We start from the raw sequence: 16,790 nt of genomic DNA, 5'->3' as shown, positions 1-16,790 counted from the left end.
ATATAGTAAAATGGTTTGTACCCCGGAATTATTTAAGTACCCAGTCGTGTATTGCAACGCTCTCCCTGTTTCCAAAAAAGTGCTTTGATATCTTGTCTATTATATCATGGCCGGCAGCGCTATTTGTAAAATAGACTAGAATTCTCTTATGCTGCACTCTATTTTTGGAGGAAATCAAGAAGAGTGCCTTGAAGTTACCATTGTCCCCCCAATGGAAGAGAAGATCTCCCAGTTCAGGATTTCTCTCAATGCCCACACCAAGTCCCCAGAATATTTTATTATCACAATCTCTTGGCCTTTCTGGATATCTAACTGCATTTACAACAGGTGTCAAAATAATATCTCTCCACCTTTTACCAATTTCTTTTCCATCAGTCAGGGCCATCAGAAACTTCATATAATCAGTTGCATTAGTTCTTAAGGTATAAGCAGAATTTGCTCTGGGGAAATTCCCTACACCCCGGTTAACACCCTCCCTGGTAAACCCTGGTACTGCAAGCGAATCAAATTTATCCATCCACAAATAGGACGAGGAGGTCATACCAAGAGGTTTAAAAACCTCCTCCCGGGCTATCTCCTCCAGCCCCTTTCCTTTGATGTTCTCCACAGCTCTCTGAAGAAATGCATAAGCCTCTCCGGAATATGTAAATGCAGAATCCGGTTTAAATTTAAAAAAGATCTTTGATGCCGGCCACTCGGCAGAGCTTGGTGAGGATGACCAGTTTGGCAGCCCGCTTTTATGGCTGAGGACTATCCTGGCTGTAAGTTTAGATGCTAATTCAATATTCTCAAACCTTCCGGGATCTGTATAATTTACCAGCGGTTCATCAAGATTTATCTCTCCTCTGCTTGCCATTTTAATGACTATATATGCAAATATCGGCTTACTAAGAGAGGCTGCCTGAAAAACAGATGAATTATCCACCCGTGGTACTATACTGTCTACAGTAGAAATTTCAAAGTTCCTGACCTGTCTGCCTTCCAAAAAGGCTATTTGTATTAATGGTATTCCCGCCTCTTTTACTATCTCTTTAACCCTCTCCTGTGAATAAATCCCTGAAGATATTAAAATCGAAAAGGCTGCAAATAGAGTAAGATATTTAAACATTGAATTATAATTAGACCATAAAGTTACCTATTTTTACAAGAGTAAAAGGAAATATATGAAAGCAATAGTTATAGGAGCAACCGGACTTACCGGCGGGAAATTAGTCAGAGAGCTCCTCGAAGACAATAGATTTGAAGAGGTTATCGTTTTTCAAAGAAGAGAGAGCGAAATGAGACACCCTAAGCTTAAAATCTTCGTATTAAATAATATGAATCCTTTTGAAATCAGGAAAGAGATTAAAGGAGATCTACTCTTTAATGCTATGGGAACCACTTTAAAAAAGGCAGGCAGTAAAAAGGAGCAGCAACGGATTGACAGAGACATACCTGTTGCCTTCGCAAAAGTCGCATCTGCAAACGGTGTTAAGCTGATGATAAATATCTCAAGTATAGGAGCATCCCATCAAGGAGGCTTCTATCTGAAAACAAAGGCGGAGATGGAGGATGGAACATCTGAGGCAATGGGAGGGAGTGTTTTGCACTTCAGACCATCTCTCTTAATGGGAAAAAGGGACTCTTCAGATTTTAGGATTGCGGAAAGTGTTTCAGCCTGGATAATGAGAATTATCTCTCCAATTATGATTGGGTCTCTCTCAAAATACAGAGGAATGGATACAGATATCCTTGCGAGGGCAATGATTCAAGCTTCAGTAAATAAAGGAAATCTTCAAAGTATATTTTATTATAACGATATCGTAAAAATAGCAAAACTGTATCAGAGACTAATTGCTGAACAAAAAAACCTGTCAGGCGTTTGATTTATATGATGGCGCATACAAAGACAGGACCTGCAGGAGATTCATTCAAATGCGAAGCAAACGGACTCAGAGAGCTTGCTAAGGCGGATGCGTTGCCTGTTGCCAAGGTTATCTCGTATGGGCCAAATTTTATTACAACTGAATTTATATCAACCACAAAACCAACCCCTGATTTCTTTATTAATTTTGGAAGAGGGCTGGCCAGGCTTCATAAATTCAAACACTCTGAATATGGATTTTATGAGAACAACTTCATAGGAGCCACACCTCAATTTAATATCCCTTCAGAAAATGAGAGGTTTGACTGGAGTCAGTTTTTCTTTAATAAAAGGCTGTTGCCCCAGTATCTTTTACTGGAGGAGAATGGTCTGTTAACTAAGCGAGTAAAAACAGGATTTGCAAATCTGGAGAGAAGAGCAGGAATATTGCTATCCGGAGTTGATAGTGAAGGGGCATCACTTCTTCACGGGGATCTGTGGTCAGGGAATTATATCTGTAATACCCGTGACGAAGCTGTTCTTATTGACCCTGCTGTTTACTACGGGCACAGAGAGGCAGACCTTGCAATGACGAGACTTTTTGGATACTTTCCCCCAGATTTTTATAACGCCTACAACAGTGAGTACCCTCTCTTGGATGGATGGCAAGAGAGAGAGAGGGTGTATCAGCTGTACCACCTGATGAACCATCTTAATTTGTTTGGGACCGGCTACCTTGGAGAGGTGGAGAGGCTTATTTCATCTGTGTAACTAGTTACCCCCTATAAGCAAAAATTGTATATTTGTCTGCATGAAAAAAGTATTGGAATTTCTTAATAATCTTCAGCAAAACAACTACAGAGAGTGGTTTGAAGATAACAAACCTGTGTACAAAGAGGCACAGGCGATTTTTAACGATACAGTAAATAAGCTTATTGCCGGTATCTCTTCATTCGACCCGTCAATTGCTAAACTTTCAGCAAAAGATTGTACTTTCAGGATATACAGAGATGTTCGGTTTTCAAAAGACAAGAACCCCTATAAGACCCATATGGGTGCATTTATATCACCCTACGGAAGAGGGAGCGGGTACTCCGGATACTATTTCCATGTTGAGGCCGAGGGTGCTAATTATATAGGAGGCAACATCCTGAGCACTGGTGTTTACAGACCGGAACCGGCTGCGCTTAAAAGCATACGCGAAGAGATATTCCTGAACGGAGACGAATTTCAGGAGACCATTTTTAAAGCAAATAACTTTAAGATTGAGACAGGCGAGGCACTAAAAAGGGTACCCGGCGGATACCCCTCAGAATTCAAATATGCAGATTATCTTAAGCTAAAAAACTACTTCCTCACCAGGTACGTTGACGACAGCTGGATGACCTCACCTGACCTTATTGAAAGATCTGTTCAAGAGTACAGGACCACTAAAGAGTTCCACGACCTGCTAAACAAAGCAATCAGCTACGCTTTTGAGAAGGATTAATTGCTAGGCCTTTGAGTAGACCTGATTCTCCTGCTCCTCAACCCTTATGAATGTAGTGCGTTTTGAAAGCTCTTTAAGCTGAGATGCACCCACATATGTACATGTACTTCTGACCCCTCCAAGTATATCAAGGACAGTTTCATCAACTTTTCCTCTGTAAGGGACAGTAACTGTCTTCCCTTCGCTGGCCCGATATTCGGCCACACCCCCTGAATGCTTTTTCATTGCCGTTGCCGAACTCATTCCATAGAATATCTTCACCTTCTCCCCGTTCTTCTCCATAATCTCTCCGCCACTCTCATCGTGACCGGCAAACATTCCGCCAAGCATCACGAAATCGGCTCCGGCACCAAATGCCTTCGCAACATCTCCCGGAGTTGAGCAACCACCATCGCTGATGATAAGACCTCCAAGGCCATGAGCAGCATCGGCGCACTCAATAATGGCAGAGAGCTGGGGATAACCCACTCCTGTCTTTACTCTGGTTGTACAAACCGACCCCGGGCCAATGCCCACTTTTATAATATCGGCACCGGAAAGGAGCAGCTCCTCAACCATCTCACCGGTAACAACGTTTCCGGCAATAATAACCTTATCAACAAACTGCTTTCTCACCTTCTTCAAAAAGGCAACAAAGTGCTCTGAGTAACCATTTGCAACATCAATGCAGATAAACCTTAACTGAGGGTTTTCATTAACCACATTTACAAGCTTATCAAAGTCAACACTTGAAGTTCCTGTACTTACAGCGATAAAATTCTCAATTCCTGCCGGAGCTTTAGTCATAAACTCCCGCCACTCCTGCAGAGAGTAGTGTTTATGGATAGCAGTGAACATTTTATGTTTAAATAGGGCAAGTGCCATCTCAAAAGTGCCCACAGTATCCATATTTGCAGCCATCACAGGCACCCCTGTCCATTCGGTCTTATTGTGCAGGAGCCTGAAAGTTCTCTCTAATTTAACCTGAGAGCGACTCTTAAGTGTCGATCTTTTAGGACGGAACATCACATCCTTGAAACCCAGTTTTATATCATATTCTATTCTCATTTTGAGATTAATTAAAGCGTTTAAATCAGAAGCCCAGCTCAGTCTCTATGGGCGCAAGTGCCTCAATTGCCAGCTCTGCAAATTCATCAAGCGGAATCCCCAGCTTTTCGCACTCAAGAATATTTTCCCGATGCACGGACGCGGCAAAGAGCTTCTCCTTCATTCTCTTCACCACCGATTTTGTCTTAACACTGGAGATTTTCTTGTCCGGATAGACTAGTGCAACTGCAAATATAAGCCCGGTAATAGTCTCACCCGCAGCCAAAGCATGATGGAATCTCTCACTCCTCACCCTGCCCGTTGCCTTTTCATTGTGCAACATAATCGCCTCAACCGCATCCTCCGGAAAACCCTCATCCCTCAACATATCGGCAGCAATATTTCCATGCTTATATGAGTCCCCATTCGTAATCTCCACATCCAGGTCATGCATCAGCCCCGCCAGCCCCCACTTATCCGCATCCTCCCCCAGCCTCACAGCCAGCGCCCTCATCACCGCCTCAGATGCAAGACAATGTGCAATCATTTTAGGATTGGATATATGTGTTTTTAAAAGTTTTAGGTAGTGGTCGCGTGTTTTCATATCAGAATAATTTGAAGAACGAAGTTAGTAAAAAACACAAAGCACAACCACCCCAGCCGCCACGGCCAGCTACCTCAGGGTAACAGCTGCTACCTCAGAGGAAAAGTGTCAAACACCTAATAATCTGAGCGTTATGAAAACTGATAAATAGTCTTAATTATTTGATATTGTGCTGTTTGACACTTTTCCTCTGAGGTAGCAGCTTCAGCAAAGTACTGCGGAAGGCGATGACCTCGGCCTCTGTGATGTTGCTGCCGCTGAAGGAGGCGACTATCTTCTCGGGGATGGATATGGCTCTCGCTTTCAAGTCAGTACCCTCCCGGGTGAGGGAGACTATAACGCTCCGTTCGTCCGATTCAGAGCGGCGTCTGTTTACGATACCCTTTTGCTCGAGGCGTTTGAGCAGCGGTGTAACAGTGTTTGATTCAAGCAGAAGTTTATTGCAAATCTCAGTTACCGGCATCTCTCCGTGCTGCCAGAGAACCAGCAGTACAAGATATTGCGGATAGGTAAGACCCAGCTCATCAAGGAGCGGAGTGTAGATTTGAGTGGTCAATCTTGAGGCTGCATATAAAGGAAAACATAGCTGATTCTCCAGATATAACATCTCACTTTTATCTTTCATAATTCTTTATATTTCAGAGTTTTTCGAGAATTTTCTCCAGAAATGACTCCATCTTCTCAGGTTTTGTAAATGGAGAGAACCTCTTAACCGGCTTGCCGTTTTTGTCAACCACAAACTTATTAAAATTCCATTTTATTTTGCTTCCAAATATGCTGCCCAGCTTAGATTTCAGATAGACAAACAGCGGATCGGCAGTGGGGCCGTTCACATCCACCTTTGCAAACATAGGGAAGGTAACCCCATAATTAATCTGGCAGAACTCCTGAATATCACTTGCACTGCCCGGCTCCTGGTTTGCAAACTGGTTACAAGGAAAGCCGAGAATCACCAGTCCCCTATCCTTATACTTCTGATAGAGGCTCTCCAGCCCCTCAAACTGCGGTGTAAGCCCACACTTGCTTGCAGTATTAACCACAATCACCGTTTTACCCTTATAGTCTGCCATTGAGACCCTTTTCTCCTGAAGCGTAACCACTTCGAAATCATAAAAACTTTTATTTGTCATTTTATCGTGCTAGATTATATCGTTTACGATGCAAAGGTAAAAAATAAAATCTAGAAAAACAAAATTTAGCGTGGGGTTGCGCGTGCGCTCTTGCCTCAGAGGAAAAGTGTCAAACGCTTGATAATGTTATGATTAGTGAATATTTAATAATTTACTAACGTACAGATATACTGATGTTTGACACTTTTCCTCTGAGGTGTGAGGGTGGGGAGGTATTGTTCACAAAACAGCAACAAGTTCACCCACTACATTATAGTTATCATCTTCTGATAAGATGATTGGTTCAAAATCTTTATTTACCGGCTTAAGAATAATCCTTTCATGACGCCACTCTCCGGTTTTGGAATCATAGCTCTTCTCACTTGTGTAAATCTTGATTGTAAAATTGCCGCTATGATCCGGATCGTAAAAGGAGTGATGCTGAACAAGAACTATTTTATTATTTCTGGATCCTGCTACATTCCTGTTAAATACACAAAGTGACCCGTCAGGAATCCGGGGTTCCATTGATTTTCCGGAAGCTTTAACAACAAACATATTTGCGTTTAATTTGCCGACTCCCTCTGCCCTTACCCAACCAGATTTATCGATATCTTCACCATCTGCAAATTTACCACATGCTGCTTTTATTGTATAAAAAGGTAGAAAGTCAACAAACTTTGCACTCTCCATCACATCTGGCTCAATCCTAAGTCGTTCAACAACAGGGATAGCATCTTGGAATTCATGGACTATCACATTATCAAGAACTTCCATTTGCATTCTAAAATGATCTGCAAGATTCTTATCACAGAAATAAACATAGCAGCCCTTCATCCCGCGAGTCATTAATGTTCTGTATGTGTTCTTGATTATTCTGTCAGCAATCTGAAGAGCCTCTTCCGGATTCTCTTTGAACTTAGTTTTTATTCCCTTCAGAGATTGATCCATCGCAGAACGCCCGTTGAAATCAGTCACAACCTCATCGTTTTCAAATCTCATATCACCTCCCACAATTACTCCCACATAATCCAGCTCCAGACCCTGACAAGTATGTATACAACCGGCTTCATTTACAGAATTAGGTGCAATTATCCAGTTGCTTCCATCATTCCTTAAGTTCCACTTCATTGCAAAATTAAACTCCGGAATAACAACATCCATATCTTCTGGATTCCTTTGGCTTTTCCAATCCCAGCAATATCCAGCAACTATCCTTGATTTGTTATTTATGAGATTCTTCTCTTCAATTACTCTTCTGAGTTCGTTTGGATCGTCAAATATTCTAAAGTCAAATGTTTTGTTTGAGAGCTTGATATTTGCAGTGTTCGTTATTTGTAAAGTATTATCAAGCCAAGATAAATACCCATCAGAACCATTACATCTAAATTGTGATTCAAGCTTAAGTTTTGCTACATGCGCACCCTGTCCAAGAGCAATATCAGAGATCTCCTTACTTGTACCTATATCCTTAATATGAACTCTCTGGTCATTATCAATAAAGAAAACTGAAAATTTTGACGCCTGAATAATTTCAGTAATCTGATTGTCTCCCAAATTCTGGAACAGACCACTCTTAAGGTTCAGTCTGTGAGCTTCGTCAACAATAAGAGCATCAAAAATATTGTTCTCACATTCAATAAAACTACCAGAACCTCCAAAAAGATTGTTAATGTTACTATTACGAATTCTTCCTTTCAATTTAGTTGCGTAGACTGCTCTTGGGGCTGCATTCTTTGAAATATATTTTGCAACCATTCCCTCTTTTGTCAAATTAGCCAGAAGATTAATTGCAATTACACTTTTACCTGTACCAGGACCACCCTCTACTATCAAAACCTGCTTTTTACCATGCTTTGATATCCTTGCCATTTTTATAGCCGTTTCATAAACCAGCTTCTGATCGTCTATCATTATAAACTCACTAACCCCCTTTAGCATTGAGCCGACGGCGTCAGCAAGTTGTTTAGATGGTCTTAATTTCCCATTCTCTATTCGGTACATTATCTCTCTGCTGTCCCCGAATTTCACAAATCTTTTAATGAACTCTCTTAGTTTAAGTGCATCATTCCTTAAAAAAACAGGCGCTTTATCTATATAGTACTTATAGAGATCATTTGTTATAACACCATCTGGATTATAATTATGAAGATATGCACAAGGAATAATATCAATTTTATCATCCTGAATTGTTTGATTATAATCCGTTAGGGTTGAAGCATAAGACCATGCCTGATATGAAGGATGGACAGTATTTGTGAATCCGTGCTGAAATCTTGTCCTTACAAGATCAGGCAAATCAGTCAGTTCTGCAGAGCTCCATTGTTTTAGTTCTACAATTACCACCTTCTCTCTCTTCTCCACATCCAAACCAGTAATTATGAAATCAATCCTTTTTGAAGTCAGTGGGATTTGAAATTCAATTGAAATACCTGCATCAGAAGCAATTTCCGGATCCTCCAAAACATTCTTCATTCTTTGCATCGAATTAGCCCAGGAGAAAACCTCATTAGGTGATGGTCTCCTTCCTAAAAAAGATCTGTAAGCTCTCTCAATCTTTATCTCAATTTCATTGTTAACAACATCGTTAAGAAAGCCATCCTTTAATGATTGATAAACAATCATAACTCGTTATATTTCTTGGCAGAACCTCTTGCCTTGTCTACTGGATACTTTTCTGAATTTTGTTTCAGTTTACTTTCAATAATAGTCTGAACATCCAGGTTATATTTGTTAGCTAAAAGAAGAGAGTAGATTAATATATCAGCTAACTCCTCTTTAACTCTGCCGATGTTTGCTCCATCTTCATTCTTCCATAAAAACAACTCGAGTAGTTCAGAAGCCTCAATATTTAAAGCAATCGCTAAGTCTTTAGGATTATGAAATTGCGCCCAATCTCTGTCATCGCGAAATTTTACGATTTTAGAAATTAATTCATTCAATTCTGACATTTTGGAGAGTTTTAAAAATATTCGTTTACAAATATATCAATAAAAAAAGGCCATCTAACGCTAATCCAGCATATAAATATTAACCTTAATCTTTAGCCAGTCTTTTCGCCACTCTTTTGAAACAACACGGCAGAAAAACATCTTACCGGCATCCATTAGCCTGGCACATACCAGATTCATCTCAGCAGGAACATAACCCACCTTCACATTTTCGCAGTAGATTGCAATTGCCTGTTCATCGTGCTCGTTGGATGGCTCCCTCTTAAGCGTAAGAACCTTTTCCGGAGCAATCTGCTCCTCAACACTTTTAATGTCATGGCAGAAAGAGGTGCCGGCAACAACAACCTCCAGGAGAAATATCTCGTTTCTGAAAGGCGATACTCCGGTTTGGCTTGCGTTCAGCAAAGCCATTAATCCCGGCGTGACAGGTATAATTGAATTATTCATCAAGTATCAGGCTGATTATCTCTTTGTACTGTGCAATGTCATTATCGGCAGCGAAACATTGAGCATTTAACTCCTCCTGTCTGCCGGCAATGTAGTTGTCGTCCATAATCTGCTTCTCAATGTTAAAAGGAAAACTCATTCTGAGTTCCTCTACCTTGACAATAAGCCCATTAATACTTTTCTCAAGATTTTTAATTCGCTCTGCCCTCTCCTGAGGTGTGAGATTTAAAGGATTATCGCCTCCTGTTCCATCCAGATAGAGCAAAATACCCTGCAACTCTGTAATATCTTTTAGTTCATATGCCGCCTTGACCTTAACAAACAGGTCCCGCTCCTCCTCGGTAAGGTCAGGGTTCAAATCCGGATGCAATCTTTTACACAATAGTCTGAAAAGCTCCTTTAGTTTCCCGCTATCCTCCTCACTCATCAGATTTGAAAGCACATGCTTTGCTGCCTCCATAGCCATTGCCTGTTCACTAATTCTTGCGTAATGGCTCTGCATCTTTGCCTCCACCTGCTGTTCAATCTGTCCTAAATCCGGCCTTTCGCTCCTGTTTACAGCTGTCTGTAGTAGCATCATCTTAAATTTACACCTGGCTGCCTCAGCCTGTTTCTGAAGAAGCTTCAACTGCAGATGCCCTATTTTTTCAAGATAAATTGAGTTGAGAATAAGCAAATCATTCTCAACCATATATTTATGCTTTGTATATAACTCCAGAAAATCCTTGCGAAGATCAACCAGTATCTTGGCAGAAGGGTCATTTATGGGAATTAATTCAGCCATTCACCTTTTTATAATCAGACAAGAACTTTTCAAGGCCGATATCAGTCAGCGGATGCTTCAATAGGCCGAGTATAGCGTCGAGCGGGCAGGTGGCTACATCGGCGCCCGCCTCAAGGCACTGGATAATGTGCATTGTGTGGCGGATGGAGGCGGCAAGCACTTCGGTCTGGTAGCCGTAGTAGTTGTAAATTTCCACTATCTGCTTTATCAGGGCAACTCCATCGGTGGAGACATCATCCAGCCTCCCTACAAATGGAGAGACATATGTTGCTCCGGCCTTTGCGGCAAGCAGTGCCTGGCCTGCAGTAAAGACAAGCGTACAATTGGTCCTGATGCCATTTTCGCTAAAGAATTTTATTGCCTTAATACCCTCTTTTGTACAAGGTACTTTAACAACAATCTGTTCATGAAGAGCAGCAAGCTCCTCCCCCTCTTTTATCATCCCTTCAAAGTCTGTCGCAATAACCTCTGCACTTACATCACCCTTAACGATGTTGCATATATCTATATAATGCTGTTTGATGTTTGAGTCACCCTTTATGCCCTCTTTCGCCATAAGCGATGGATTTGTTGTTACGCCGTCAAGGACTCCAAGGTCATTGGCCTCTTTTATCTGATCAAGATTTGCAGTGTCAATGAAAAATTTCATGAGGTTTAATTTTTTGATGAATTTACACAAAGATAGCTCTTATTACTCAAAGAATTGCTGAGCCCCTTTGTGTCCTCTTTCAGCGGCGTACCTCAGATACTCCTCTGCTCTTTCCTCATCCTTAGTGACTCCGTTACCTTTCAGGTAGCAAATACCCAGAGAATATGAGGCCTCAAGAACTACTTCCGGAGCATCAGATTTGAGACATTTCTCAAACCATCTGATTGCTTCCGGATAGTTTTGGGCTACCCCCTCTCCATTACCATAACAGGATGCAATGGCAAGATCTGCATAAGCAAATTTGTCAGAAGCTCTCATAAACCAGGAGAAGGCCTCTTGCTTATTGACATCTGTTCCCAACCCCATTCTAAGCATCATACCGAGCATATACATTGACTCGCCGTCTCCCTCTCCGGCTGCAATACGGAACCATTTAACAGCCTGAACTCTGTGTTGCTCCTTACCCTCATTTAAGTAACTATATGCCAAATATCTGTGAAGCGTGCTGTTTTCATAGCCTTTGTTAATAGCCTCCAGCATTAGCCCGCCTGCGGTTTCATAGCTCCTCTCCACACCTTTCCCGTGAAAGTACAACATTGCTATATTGTAGTAAGCCATCCCATCACCCTGCATCGCAGCCTGTGAATACCACTCCATTGCCTTTTCATAATCATTTACACTCTCATACCTGTCACCCATTATAATCTGAGCAATTGGGAGTCCCTGCTCTGCTGACTTTCTGCAGAAAGCCGTATCGGTAGTAAGCCTGTCAAAAAAATTGAGGTCAATGTTTTGAGCTGTAAGAGCAGAGTAAAATCCTGAAATAATAGCAATCATTAGTGCAAACCTTTTCATTTCGCTATTTTTAAACTTATTAAAGGTAGTACTAATTATTTTTATTATATTCAAAGAATTAAGTGTAAAAATAGAGTAGTCTTATGGTTAAAGAAAATTACCTTTCAGTAACCGGAGGAAAGATCTGGTATAAAATAGCAGGGACAGAAAAAGGGGGAACCCCGTTAATTCTCATACATGGCGGCCCTGGTGCCACGCACGACTATCTTCTGCCTCTTGAAGAGCTGGCAGACAAACGACCTGTAATATTCTACGATCAACTTGGTTGCGGAAAATCAGACAATCCCGCGGATGTATCTCTTTGGACAATAGAACGATATGTAGAGGAGTTGGATTTATTATGTAAGAGCCTTAATTTTAAAAATTACCATATCCTTGGACAATCCTGGGGCGGAACCCTGGCAGTTGAATATGCTCTTTCCGGGTTATCTGACAGAATAAAAAGTCTTATTCTGTCTGCCCCTTTGATAAGCTCCAGCCGTTGGGCTGAAGATCAAAGAGAGTACATAGATCAGATGCCTGACATGATGAAAAGTACAATTCTCAGGTGTGAAGCCGGGGGGGATTTTAATAACCCGGAATATCAGAAAGCATTGGCAGAGTTCTATAACAGACACCTGTGCAGGATACAACCTCTGCCTGAACCAATGCAAAAAACATTTGAAAAAATGAATACTGAGATGTATGCCTATATGTGGGGCCCTAGCGAATTCACAGTAAACGGAACCTGTAAAGATTACGATGCATCAGAGAGAATAAGTGCCATAAAAGTTCCAGTATTATTTACAGCCGGAGAGTTTGACGAGGCCACGCCTGAGTCCTTGACATATTTTTCAAACAAAATTGAGGGTTCAAAGGTTATAGTATTCGAAAATGCCTCACACTCCCACCACTTGGAAAAGCAGAAGGAGTACATAAAAGCAGTGAGAGATTTTCTGAGAATTATAGAAAACTAACATTAACAATTCTAGATATGGAAAACAACCCTAAAAAAGAGAGCAAATGCCCCGTAACCGGAGCTACCGGCAAACATAGTATTGGGGCTGTGGGCACACAGAATAAAGATTGGTGGCCAAACAAACTGAGTCTTAATATACTTCGTCAGCACTCGGAACTTACAGACCCTATGGGGGCTGAGTTCAACTACGCAGAGGAGTTTAAAAAGCTTGATCTTAAGGCCCTTAAGGCCGATTTGTATAAAATTATGACAGAGTCACAGGATTGGTGGCCCGCAGATTACGGTCACTATGGGCCTCTGTTTATCCGAATGGCCTGGCACAGCGCCGGAACATACAGAACAATTGACGGAAGAGGGGGCGGAGGCCGTGGACAGCAGAGGTTCGCCCCGCTTAACAGCTGGCCGGATAATGTTAGCCTGGACAAGGCACGAAGACTTCTCTGGCCGGTAAAACAGAAATATGGAAAGAGCATCTCCTGGGCAGATCTTATGATTCTTGCCGGTAACGTGGCACTTGAATCTATGGGATTTAAAACCATCGGCTTTGCAGGAGGAAGAGAGGATGTCTGGCAGGCAGACGAGGATGTTTACTGGGGTTCAGAGAGCAAGTGGCTTGAAAACGATGAGAGGAAACTTGATAAGGAGGAGGTTACAAACCCTCTGGCAGCAATTCAGATGGGTCTTATTTATGTCAATCCGGAGGGGCCTGATGGAGTTCCCGACCCTCTTGCGGCAGCAAAAGATATCCGCAACACATTTGCAAGGATGGCTATGAATGATGAGGAGACCGTTGCTCTTATAGCAGGGGGCCACACATTCGGCAAAACCCACGGAGCTGCAAGCGCAGACCATGTAGGGGCCGAGCCTGAGGCAGCCGGACTGGAGCAGATGGGGCTTGGGTGGAAAAACTCATTCGGCACAGGAAAGGGTGGAGACACAATAACCAGCGGACTGGAGGTTATATGGACCCAGACTCCTACCAAATGGAGTTACTACTTTTTTGACAATCTTTTCAACTTTGAGTGGGAGCTCACAAAGAGCCCTGCGGGAGCATATCAGTGGGAGGCAAAGGGGGCCGGAAAGATAATGCCTGATGCGCACGATAAGAGCAAAAGGCACTACCCTACTATGCTTACAACAGACCTCTCCCTTAAAGTGGATCCTGCATACGAAAAGATATCAAGAAGATTTTATGAGTACCCACTTGAGTTTGCAGAGGCCTTTGCAAAAGCCTGGTTCAAACTCACTCACAGGGACATGGGGCCGCGCAACCGCTATCTGGGACCCGAGGTCCCTAAAGAGGTGTTTGTATGGCAGGATCCTATTCCTGAGGTAAATCATCCACTTGTTGACGAGAAGGATATCAAAAGTTTAAAAAGCAAAATTCTCAGCTCCGGGCTGACTATCTCCGAGCTTGTCTCTACAGCCTGGGCATCGGCCTCTACATTCAGGGGTTCCGATAAACGCGGAGGCGCAAACGGCGCCAGAATAAGACTGGCTCCACAGAAAGACTGGGCCGTCAACAATCCAAAGGAACTGGCATCAGTACTTGCAAAGCTTGAGACAATTAAAGAGGAATTTGATAAGACTCAGAAAGATGGCAAGAAGATTTCACTTGCAGACCTTATAGTTCTGGGAGGATGTGCAGCTGTAGAGAAGGCGGCAAAAGATGCCGGTTTTGATATTACGGTACCATTCACACCGGGAAGAGCGGATGCATCTCAGGAGCAGACAGATGTTGAGTCATTCGCATTTCTTGAGCCGCTTGCTGATGGATTCAGGAACTTTATAAAAGCAAAATTCAGAGTCTCTCCGGAAGAGCTTCTTGTTGACAAGGCTCAGCTTCTAACCCTTACAGCCCCTGAGATGACAGCCCTTATTGGAGGAATGAGAGTTCTCAAAACAAATGCAGATAAATCAAACCATGGAGTATTCACAAACAGACCGGAAGTTCTCACAAACGACTTCTTTGTAAACCTGCTGGATATGTCCACTTCCTGGAAATCTCTCACAGAGGATAGAGAGCTCTTTGAAGGGAGTGATCGTAAAACAGGAAAACTTAAATGGACAGCTACCCGTGTTGACCTTATCTTTGGCTCCCATTCAGAGTTAAGAGCCATTTCTGAAGTTTATGGAAGCAATGACGGCAAAGAGAAATTCGTTAAAGACTTTGTCAAAGCCTGGAACAAGGTGATGAATCTGGACCGGTTTGACCTGAAGAGTTAATCAAAAGATCTCACTTTTTATATTTATCATTAAGCCCCTTTCCCTCCAGGATTTGGGGCTTGATTTTTTCAAGTCTGGATAGCTTCGTCGCCTTTTGCATCCTTTATTCACTTTTTGATACTACGGACCTCCCGAAATCAAAAGCTCTCTGCATTGCATCCTCGTCCGGACCCCAGTTACAACTAATTGATTCTCCAACAATTTCAAATCCAGATTCTTTCAAAAGATTCATAATAATTTTTGTTGAAGCATCGCTCCATCCGAAACAACCAAAAGCCGCCCCTTTTTTACCTTTGAATTTAAGACCTTTAACCATTTCCATCAACCCAGCAGTATGAGACATAATCCCATTATTGACAGTTGGTGATCCAATAAACACAGCTTTTGATTTAAATATCTCTGTAATAATATCATTGAGGTCATTTGTTGCAATATTGTATAACTTAATATCAACCACCTGATCTTCTGAATTTATCCCTTTAACTATACTCTCTGCAATTGATCTTGTTCCATTGTACATTGTTTCATAGACTATTGTAATTTGGTTCTCCTGATATGCAGAAGCCCACTCCACATATTTGTGTATTATCTGAGCCGGATTATCTCTCCATACAACTCCGTGGCTTGGGCAGATGAAATCAACAGGAAGGTTAAATTTAAGAACCTCGTCAATCTTCTTCAAAACCAAAGGGCTGAACGGAGTTAGAATATTTGCGTAGTATTTGATTGCCTCCTGATAAAGCTCAGACTGGTTTACAAGGTCGTTAAACAGCAGTTCTGTACAAAAGTGCTGACCAAAAGCGTCGTTACTGAAAAGTATATTATCCTTAGTCATGTAGCAGAACATACTGTCTGGCCAGTGTAACATTGGTGCCTGAATAAAAATAAGCTCTTTTCCGTTACCTAAATCTAATTTGTCACCGGTTTTAACAGTTTTAAAATTCCACTCTCCGTGGAACTGCCCCTTCAGTGATTTAACACCATTCTCAGTACAATAGACAGGTGTTCCCGGAATCAATCTCAGCAATTCAGCTATTGCACCGCTATGGTCCGGTTCTGCATGATTCATTATGATATAATCAATGCTTTTTAATTCAATCTCTTTCGCCAGATTATCAACAAACTCTTTTGAAAAAGGCTGAAAAACAGTGTCAATCAAAACTGTTTTCTCCTCTTGAATTAAATAAGAGTTGTAGCTGGAACCCTTATGGGTTGAATATTCATACCCGTGAAACTGTCTGAGTTCCCAGTCGTTTTTACCCACCCAGTAAACATTATTGACGATTCTCTTTTTCATAGCATAAGTTTTTTACTTAGTGTAAATATAATCTAAATATCATTTATAAATTTGTATCGCATCACTTAATTATAACCCACTATGAAAAATGAAAATTATCACTCTGCCCCCTCCGGTGCAGTTTATGGTCTTGGCCTTATTGGGGCTGCAATTTACTTTATTGGTACAGCAACAACCTTTTGGATGGGTGTACTTGGTTTTCTAAAAGCTATTATCTGGCCTGTATTTCTCGTTTACGAGCTTCTTAAGTATCTAGGTGCTTAATACTTCCTTTTAGGATTTTTGGGATATCGGCCCTCCTTTACTCTCTTCTCCTGATCAAGAACCTCCTTTATACTCCAAAGGCAGGTAAAGCCCAGTACTCCTAAAATTGCAGAGAGTGAAAAGCTATCAGTAATCAGAGAAAAGGCTACACAAACTATCCCGGAAAATAAGAAAATCCACATACTTACCCTGCCAAAAAAGTACTCAGCTTTAATAACCAGCGGGTGAAATATTCCAATTATCACAAATGTTACTAATCCAATAATTATTCCTTCAAAATTCATTTTT

At 41.7% G+C, this 16,790-nt stretch carries 19 protein-coding genes; 6 read left to right on the top strand and 13 right to left on the bottom strand.

Going from position 1 to position 16,790, the window contains the following annotated elements:
- Nucleotides 1–28 precede the first annotated feature (28 nt).
- Nucleotides 29–1,108 (bottom strand): serine hydrolase domain-containing protein, encoded by a 1,080-nt coding sequence (locus U5907_08210; GenBank protein WRQ32557.1) that lies wholly within the window; start codon nucleotides 1,106–1,108, stop codon nucleotides 29–31.
- Between the two features lie 55 nt (nucleotides 1,109–1,163).
- Here U5907_08210 and U5907_08205 point away from each other — a divergent pair, with 55 nt between their 5' ends.
- From U5907_08205 to U5907_08195, 3 genes are read left to right on the top strand one after another with little or no spacing between them, the layout of a single operon-like run.
- A complete protein-coding gene (locus U5907_08205; protein ID WRQ32556.1) occupies nucleotides 1,164–1,865 on the top strand; it encodes an NAD(P)H-binding protein in 702 nt (233 codons plus the stop codon).
- A gap of 8 nt (nucleotides 1,866–1,873) precedes the next feature.
- Complete coding sequence (locus U5907_08200) at nucleotides 1,874–2,614, top strand: fructosamine kinase family protein (GenBank protein ID WRQ32555.1); 741 nt, start codon at nucleotides 1,874–1,876, stop codon at nucleotides 2,612–2,614.
- Between the two features lie 40 nt (nucleotides 2,615–2,654).
- Nucleotides 2,655–3,332 carry a DUF2461 domain-containing protein gene (locus tag U5907_08195; protein ID WRQ32554.1) on the top strand — a complete coding sequence of 226 codons (678 nt, stop codon included), beginning with the start codon at nucleotides 2,655–2,657 and terminating at the stop codon, nucleotides 3,330–3,332.
- A 3-nt stretch (nucleotides 3,333–3,335) separates the two neighbouring features.
- Here the strand turns inward: U5907_08195 and guaC are convergent, their stop codons facing one another.
- From guaC to U5907_08145, 10 genes are all read right to left on the bottom strand, one after another.
- Nucleotides 3,336–4,379, bottom strand: coding sequence for a GMP reductase (guaC, locus tag U5907_08190; GenBank protein ID WRQ32553.1), 1,044 nt, complete (start codon nucleotides 4,377–4,379; stop codon nucleotides 3,336–3,338).
- 25 nt (nucleotides 4,380–4,404) lie between these two features.
- Entirely contained in the window at nucleotides 4,405–4,962 is a 558-nt protein-coding gene (locus tag U5907_08185) for an HDIG domain-containing metalloprotein (GenBank protein ID WRQ32552.1), read from the bottom strand.
- A 157-nt stretch (nucleotides 4,963–5,119) separates the two neighbouring features.
- Nucleotides 5,120–5,587 (bottom strand): MarR family transcriptional regulator, encoded by a 468-nt coding sequence (locus tag U5907_08180; protein ID WRQ32551.1) that lies wholly within the window; start codon nucleotides 5,585–5,587, stop codon nucleotides 5,120–5,122.
- A 13-nt stretch (nucleotides 5,588–5,600) separates the two neighbouring features.
- Nucleotides 5,601–6,092, bottom strand: coding sequence for a glutathione peroxidase (locus U5907_08175; protein ID WRQ32550.1), 492 nt, complete (start codon nucleotides 6,090–6,092; stop codon nucleotides 5,601–5,603).
- Nucleotides 6,093–6,311: 219 nt separating this feature from the next.
- On the bottom strand, nucleotides 6,312–8,696 hold the full coding sequence (locus U5907_08170; GenBank protein ID WRQ32549.1) for a DNA/RNA helicase domain-containing protein: 2,385 nt from the start codon (nucleotides 8,694–8,696) through the stop codon (nucleotides 6,312–6,314).
- Nucleotides 8,693–9,022, bottom strand: coding sequence for a nucleotide pyrophosphohydrolase (locus tag U5907_08165; GenBank protein WRQ32548.1), 330 nt, complete (start codon nucleotides 9,020–9,022; stop codon nucleotides 8,693–8,695). The genes U5907_08170 and U5907_08165 overlap by 4 nt, the downstream gene beginning before the upstream one ends.
- Before the next feature lie 60 nt (nucleotides 9,023–9,082).
- Nucleotides 9,083–9,469, bottom strand: a complete 387-nt coding sequence (locus U5907_08160; GenBank protein WRQ32547.1) for an HIRAN domain-containing protein — start codon at nucleotides 9,467–9,469, stop codon at nucleotides 9,083–9,085.
- Nucleotides 9,462–10,253, bottom strand: a complete 792-nt coding sequence (locus U5907_08155; protein ID WRQ32546.1) for a J domain-containing protein — start codon at nucleotides 10,251–10,253, stop codon at nucleotides 9,462–9,464. The genes U5907_08160 and U5907_08155 overlap by 8 nt, the downstream gene beginning before the upstream one ends.
- The gene (gene fsa, locus U5907_08150) at nucleotides 10,246–10,902 is read right to left on the bottom strand and encodes a fructose-6-phosphate aldolase (GenBank protein ID WRQ32545.1); all 657 of its coding nucleotides are present in this window, start codon (nucleotides 10,900–10,902) and stop codon (nucleotides 10,246–10,248) included. Before fsa ends, U5907_08155 begins: the two co-directional genes overlap by 8 nt.
- Before the next feature lie 42 nt (nucleotides 10,903–10,944).
- Nucleotides 10,945–11,757, bottom strand: a complete 813-nt coding sequence (locus tag U5907_08145) for a tetratricopeptide repeat protein (protein WRQ32544.1) — start codon at nucleotides 11,755–11,757, stop codon at nucleotides 10,945–10,947.
- Nucleotides 11,758–11,840: 83 nt separating this feature from the next.
- Here U5907_08145 and U5907_08140 point away from each other — a divergent pair, with 83 nt between their 5' ends.
- Together U5907_08140 and katG are read left to right on the top strand one after the other, a co-directional pair.
- The gene (locus U5907_08140; protein WRQ32543.1) at nucleotides 11,841–12,713 is read left to right on the top strand and encodes a proline iminopeptidase-family hydrolase; all 873 of its coding nucleotides are present in this window, start codon (nucleotides 11,841–11,843) and stop codon (nucleotides 12,711–12,713) included.
- Between the two features lie 17 nt (nucleotides 12,714–12,730).
- On the top strand, nucleotides 12,731–14,941 hold the full coding sequence (gene katG / locus U5907_08135; protein ID WRQ32542.1) for a catalase/peroxidase HPI: 2,211 nt from the start codon (nucleotides 12,731–12,733) through the stop codon (nucleotides 14,939–14,941).
- A gap of 103 nt (nucleotides 14,942–15,044) precedes the next feature.
- On the opposite strand, the gene U5907_08130 is transcribed toward katG, so the two are convergent.
- A complete protein-coding gene (locus U5907_08130) occupies nucleotides 15,045–16,238 on the bottom strand; it encodes an anaerobic nitric oxide reductase flavorubredoxin (GenBank protein WRQ32541.1) in 1,194 nt (397 codons plus the stop codon).
- A gap of 81 nt (nucleotides 16,239–16,319) precedes the next feature.
- On the opposite strand from U5907_08130, the gene U5907_08125 reads away from it, so the two are divergent.
- Nucleotides 16,320–16,502 (top strand): hypothetical protein, encoded by a 183-nt coding sequence (locus U5907_08125; protein WRQ32540.1) that lies wholly within the window; start codon nucleotides 16,320–16,322, stop codon nucleotides 16,500–16,502.
- Here U5907_08125 and U5907_08120 read toward each other — a convergent pair.
- The gene (locus U5907_08120) at nucleotides 16,499–16,786 is read right to left on the bottom strand and encodes a DUF4491 family protein (GenBank protein WRQ32539.1); all 288 of its coding nucleotides are present in this window, start codon (nucleotides 16,784–16,786) and stop codon (nucleotides 16,499–16,501) included. The two genes, U5907_08125 and U5907_08120, sit on opposite strands and share 4 nt — an antisense overlap.
- Nucleotides 16,787–16,790: the final 4 nt, after the last annotated feature.

The organism is Bacteroidales bacterium MB20-C3-3 (genome assembly GCA_035609245.1).
Taxonomy (GTDB): domain Bacteria; phylum Bacteroidota; class Bacteroidia; order Bacteroidales; family UBA932; genus Bact-08.
This window is presented reverse-complemented; position numbering and strand designations above follow the sequence as displayed.

Coding starts and splice junctions, on each gene's coding strand:
- U5907_08210 (WRQ32557.1), bottom strand. CDS start 1,108: ATGTTTAAATATCTTACTCTATTTGCAGCCTTTTCGATTTTAATATCT.
- U5907_08205 (WRQ32556.1), top strand. CDS start 1,164: ATGAAAGCAATAGTTATAGGAGCAACCGGACTTACCGGCGGGAAATTA.
- U5907_08200 (WRQ32555.1), top strand. CDS start 1,874: ATGGCGCATACAAAGACAGGACCTGCAGGAGATTCATTCAAATGCGAA.
- U5907_08195 (WRQ32554.1), top strand. CDS start 2,655: ATGAAAAAAGTATTGGAATTTCTTAATAATCTTCAGCAAAACAACTAC.
- guaC (WRQ32553.1), bottom strand. CDS start 4,379: ATGAGAATAGAATATGATATAAAACTGGGTTTCAAGGATGTGATGTTC.
- U5907_08185 (WRQ32552.1), bottom strand. CDS start 4,962: ATGAAAACACGCGACCACTACCTAAAACTTTTAAAAACACATATATCC.
- U5907_08180 (WRQ32551.1), bottom strand. CDS start 5,587: ATGAAAGATAAAAGTGAGATGTTATATCTGGAGAATCAGCTATGTTTT.
- U5907_08175 (WRQ32550.1), bottom strand. CDS start 6,092: ATGACAAATAAAAGTTTTTATGATTTCGAAGTGGTTACGCTTCAGGAG.
- U5907_08170 (WRQ32549.1), bottom strand. CDS start 8,696: ATGATTGTTTATCAATCATTAAAGGATGGCTTTCTTAACGATGTTGTT.
- U5907_08165 (WRQ32548.1), bottom strand. CDS start 9,022: ATGTCAGAATTGAATGAATTAATTTCTAAAATCGTAAAATTTCGCGAT.
- U5907_08160 (WRQ32547.1), bottom strand. CDS start 9,469: ATGAATAATTCAATTATACCTGTCACGCCGGGATTAATGGCTTTGCTG.
- U5907_08155 (WRQ32546.1), bottom strand. CDS start 10,253: ATGGCTGAATTAATTCCCATAAATGACCCTTCTGCCAAGATACTGGTT.
- fsa (WRQ32545.1), bottom strand. CDS start 10,902: ATGAAATTTTTCATTGACACTGCAAATCTTGATCAGATAAAAGAGGCC.
- U5907_08145 (WRQ32544.1), bottom strand. CDS start 11,757: ATGAAAAGGTTTGCACTAATGATTGCTATTATTTCAGGATTTTACTCT.
- U5907_08140 (WRQ32543.1), top strand. CDS start 11,841: ATGGTTAAAGAAAATTACCTTTCAGTAACCGGAGGAAAGATCTGGTAT.
- katG (WRQ32542.1), top strand. CDS start 12,731: ATGGAAAACAACCCTAAAAAAGAGAGCAAATGCCCCGTAACCGGAGCT.
- U5907_08130 (WRQ32541.1), bottom strand. CDS start 16,238: ATGAAAAAGAGAATCGTCAATAATGTTTACTGGGTGGGTAAAAACGAC.
- U5907_08125 (WRQ32540.1), top strand. CDS start 16,320: ATGAAAAATGAAAATTATCACTCTGCCCCCTCCGGTGCAGTTTATGGT.
- U5907_08120 (WRQ32539.1), bottom strand. CDS start 16,786: ATGAATTTTGAAGGAATAATTATTGGATTAGTAACATTTGTGATAATT.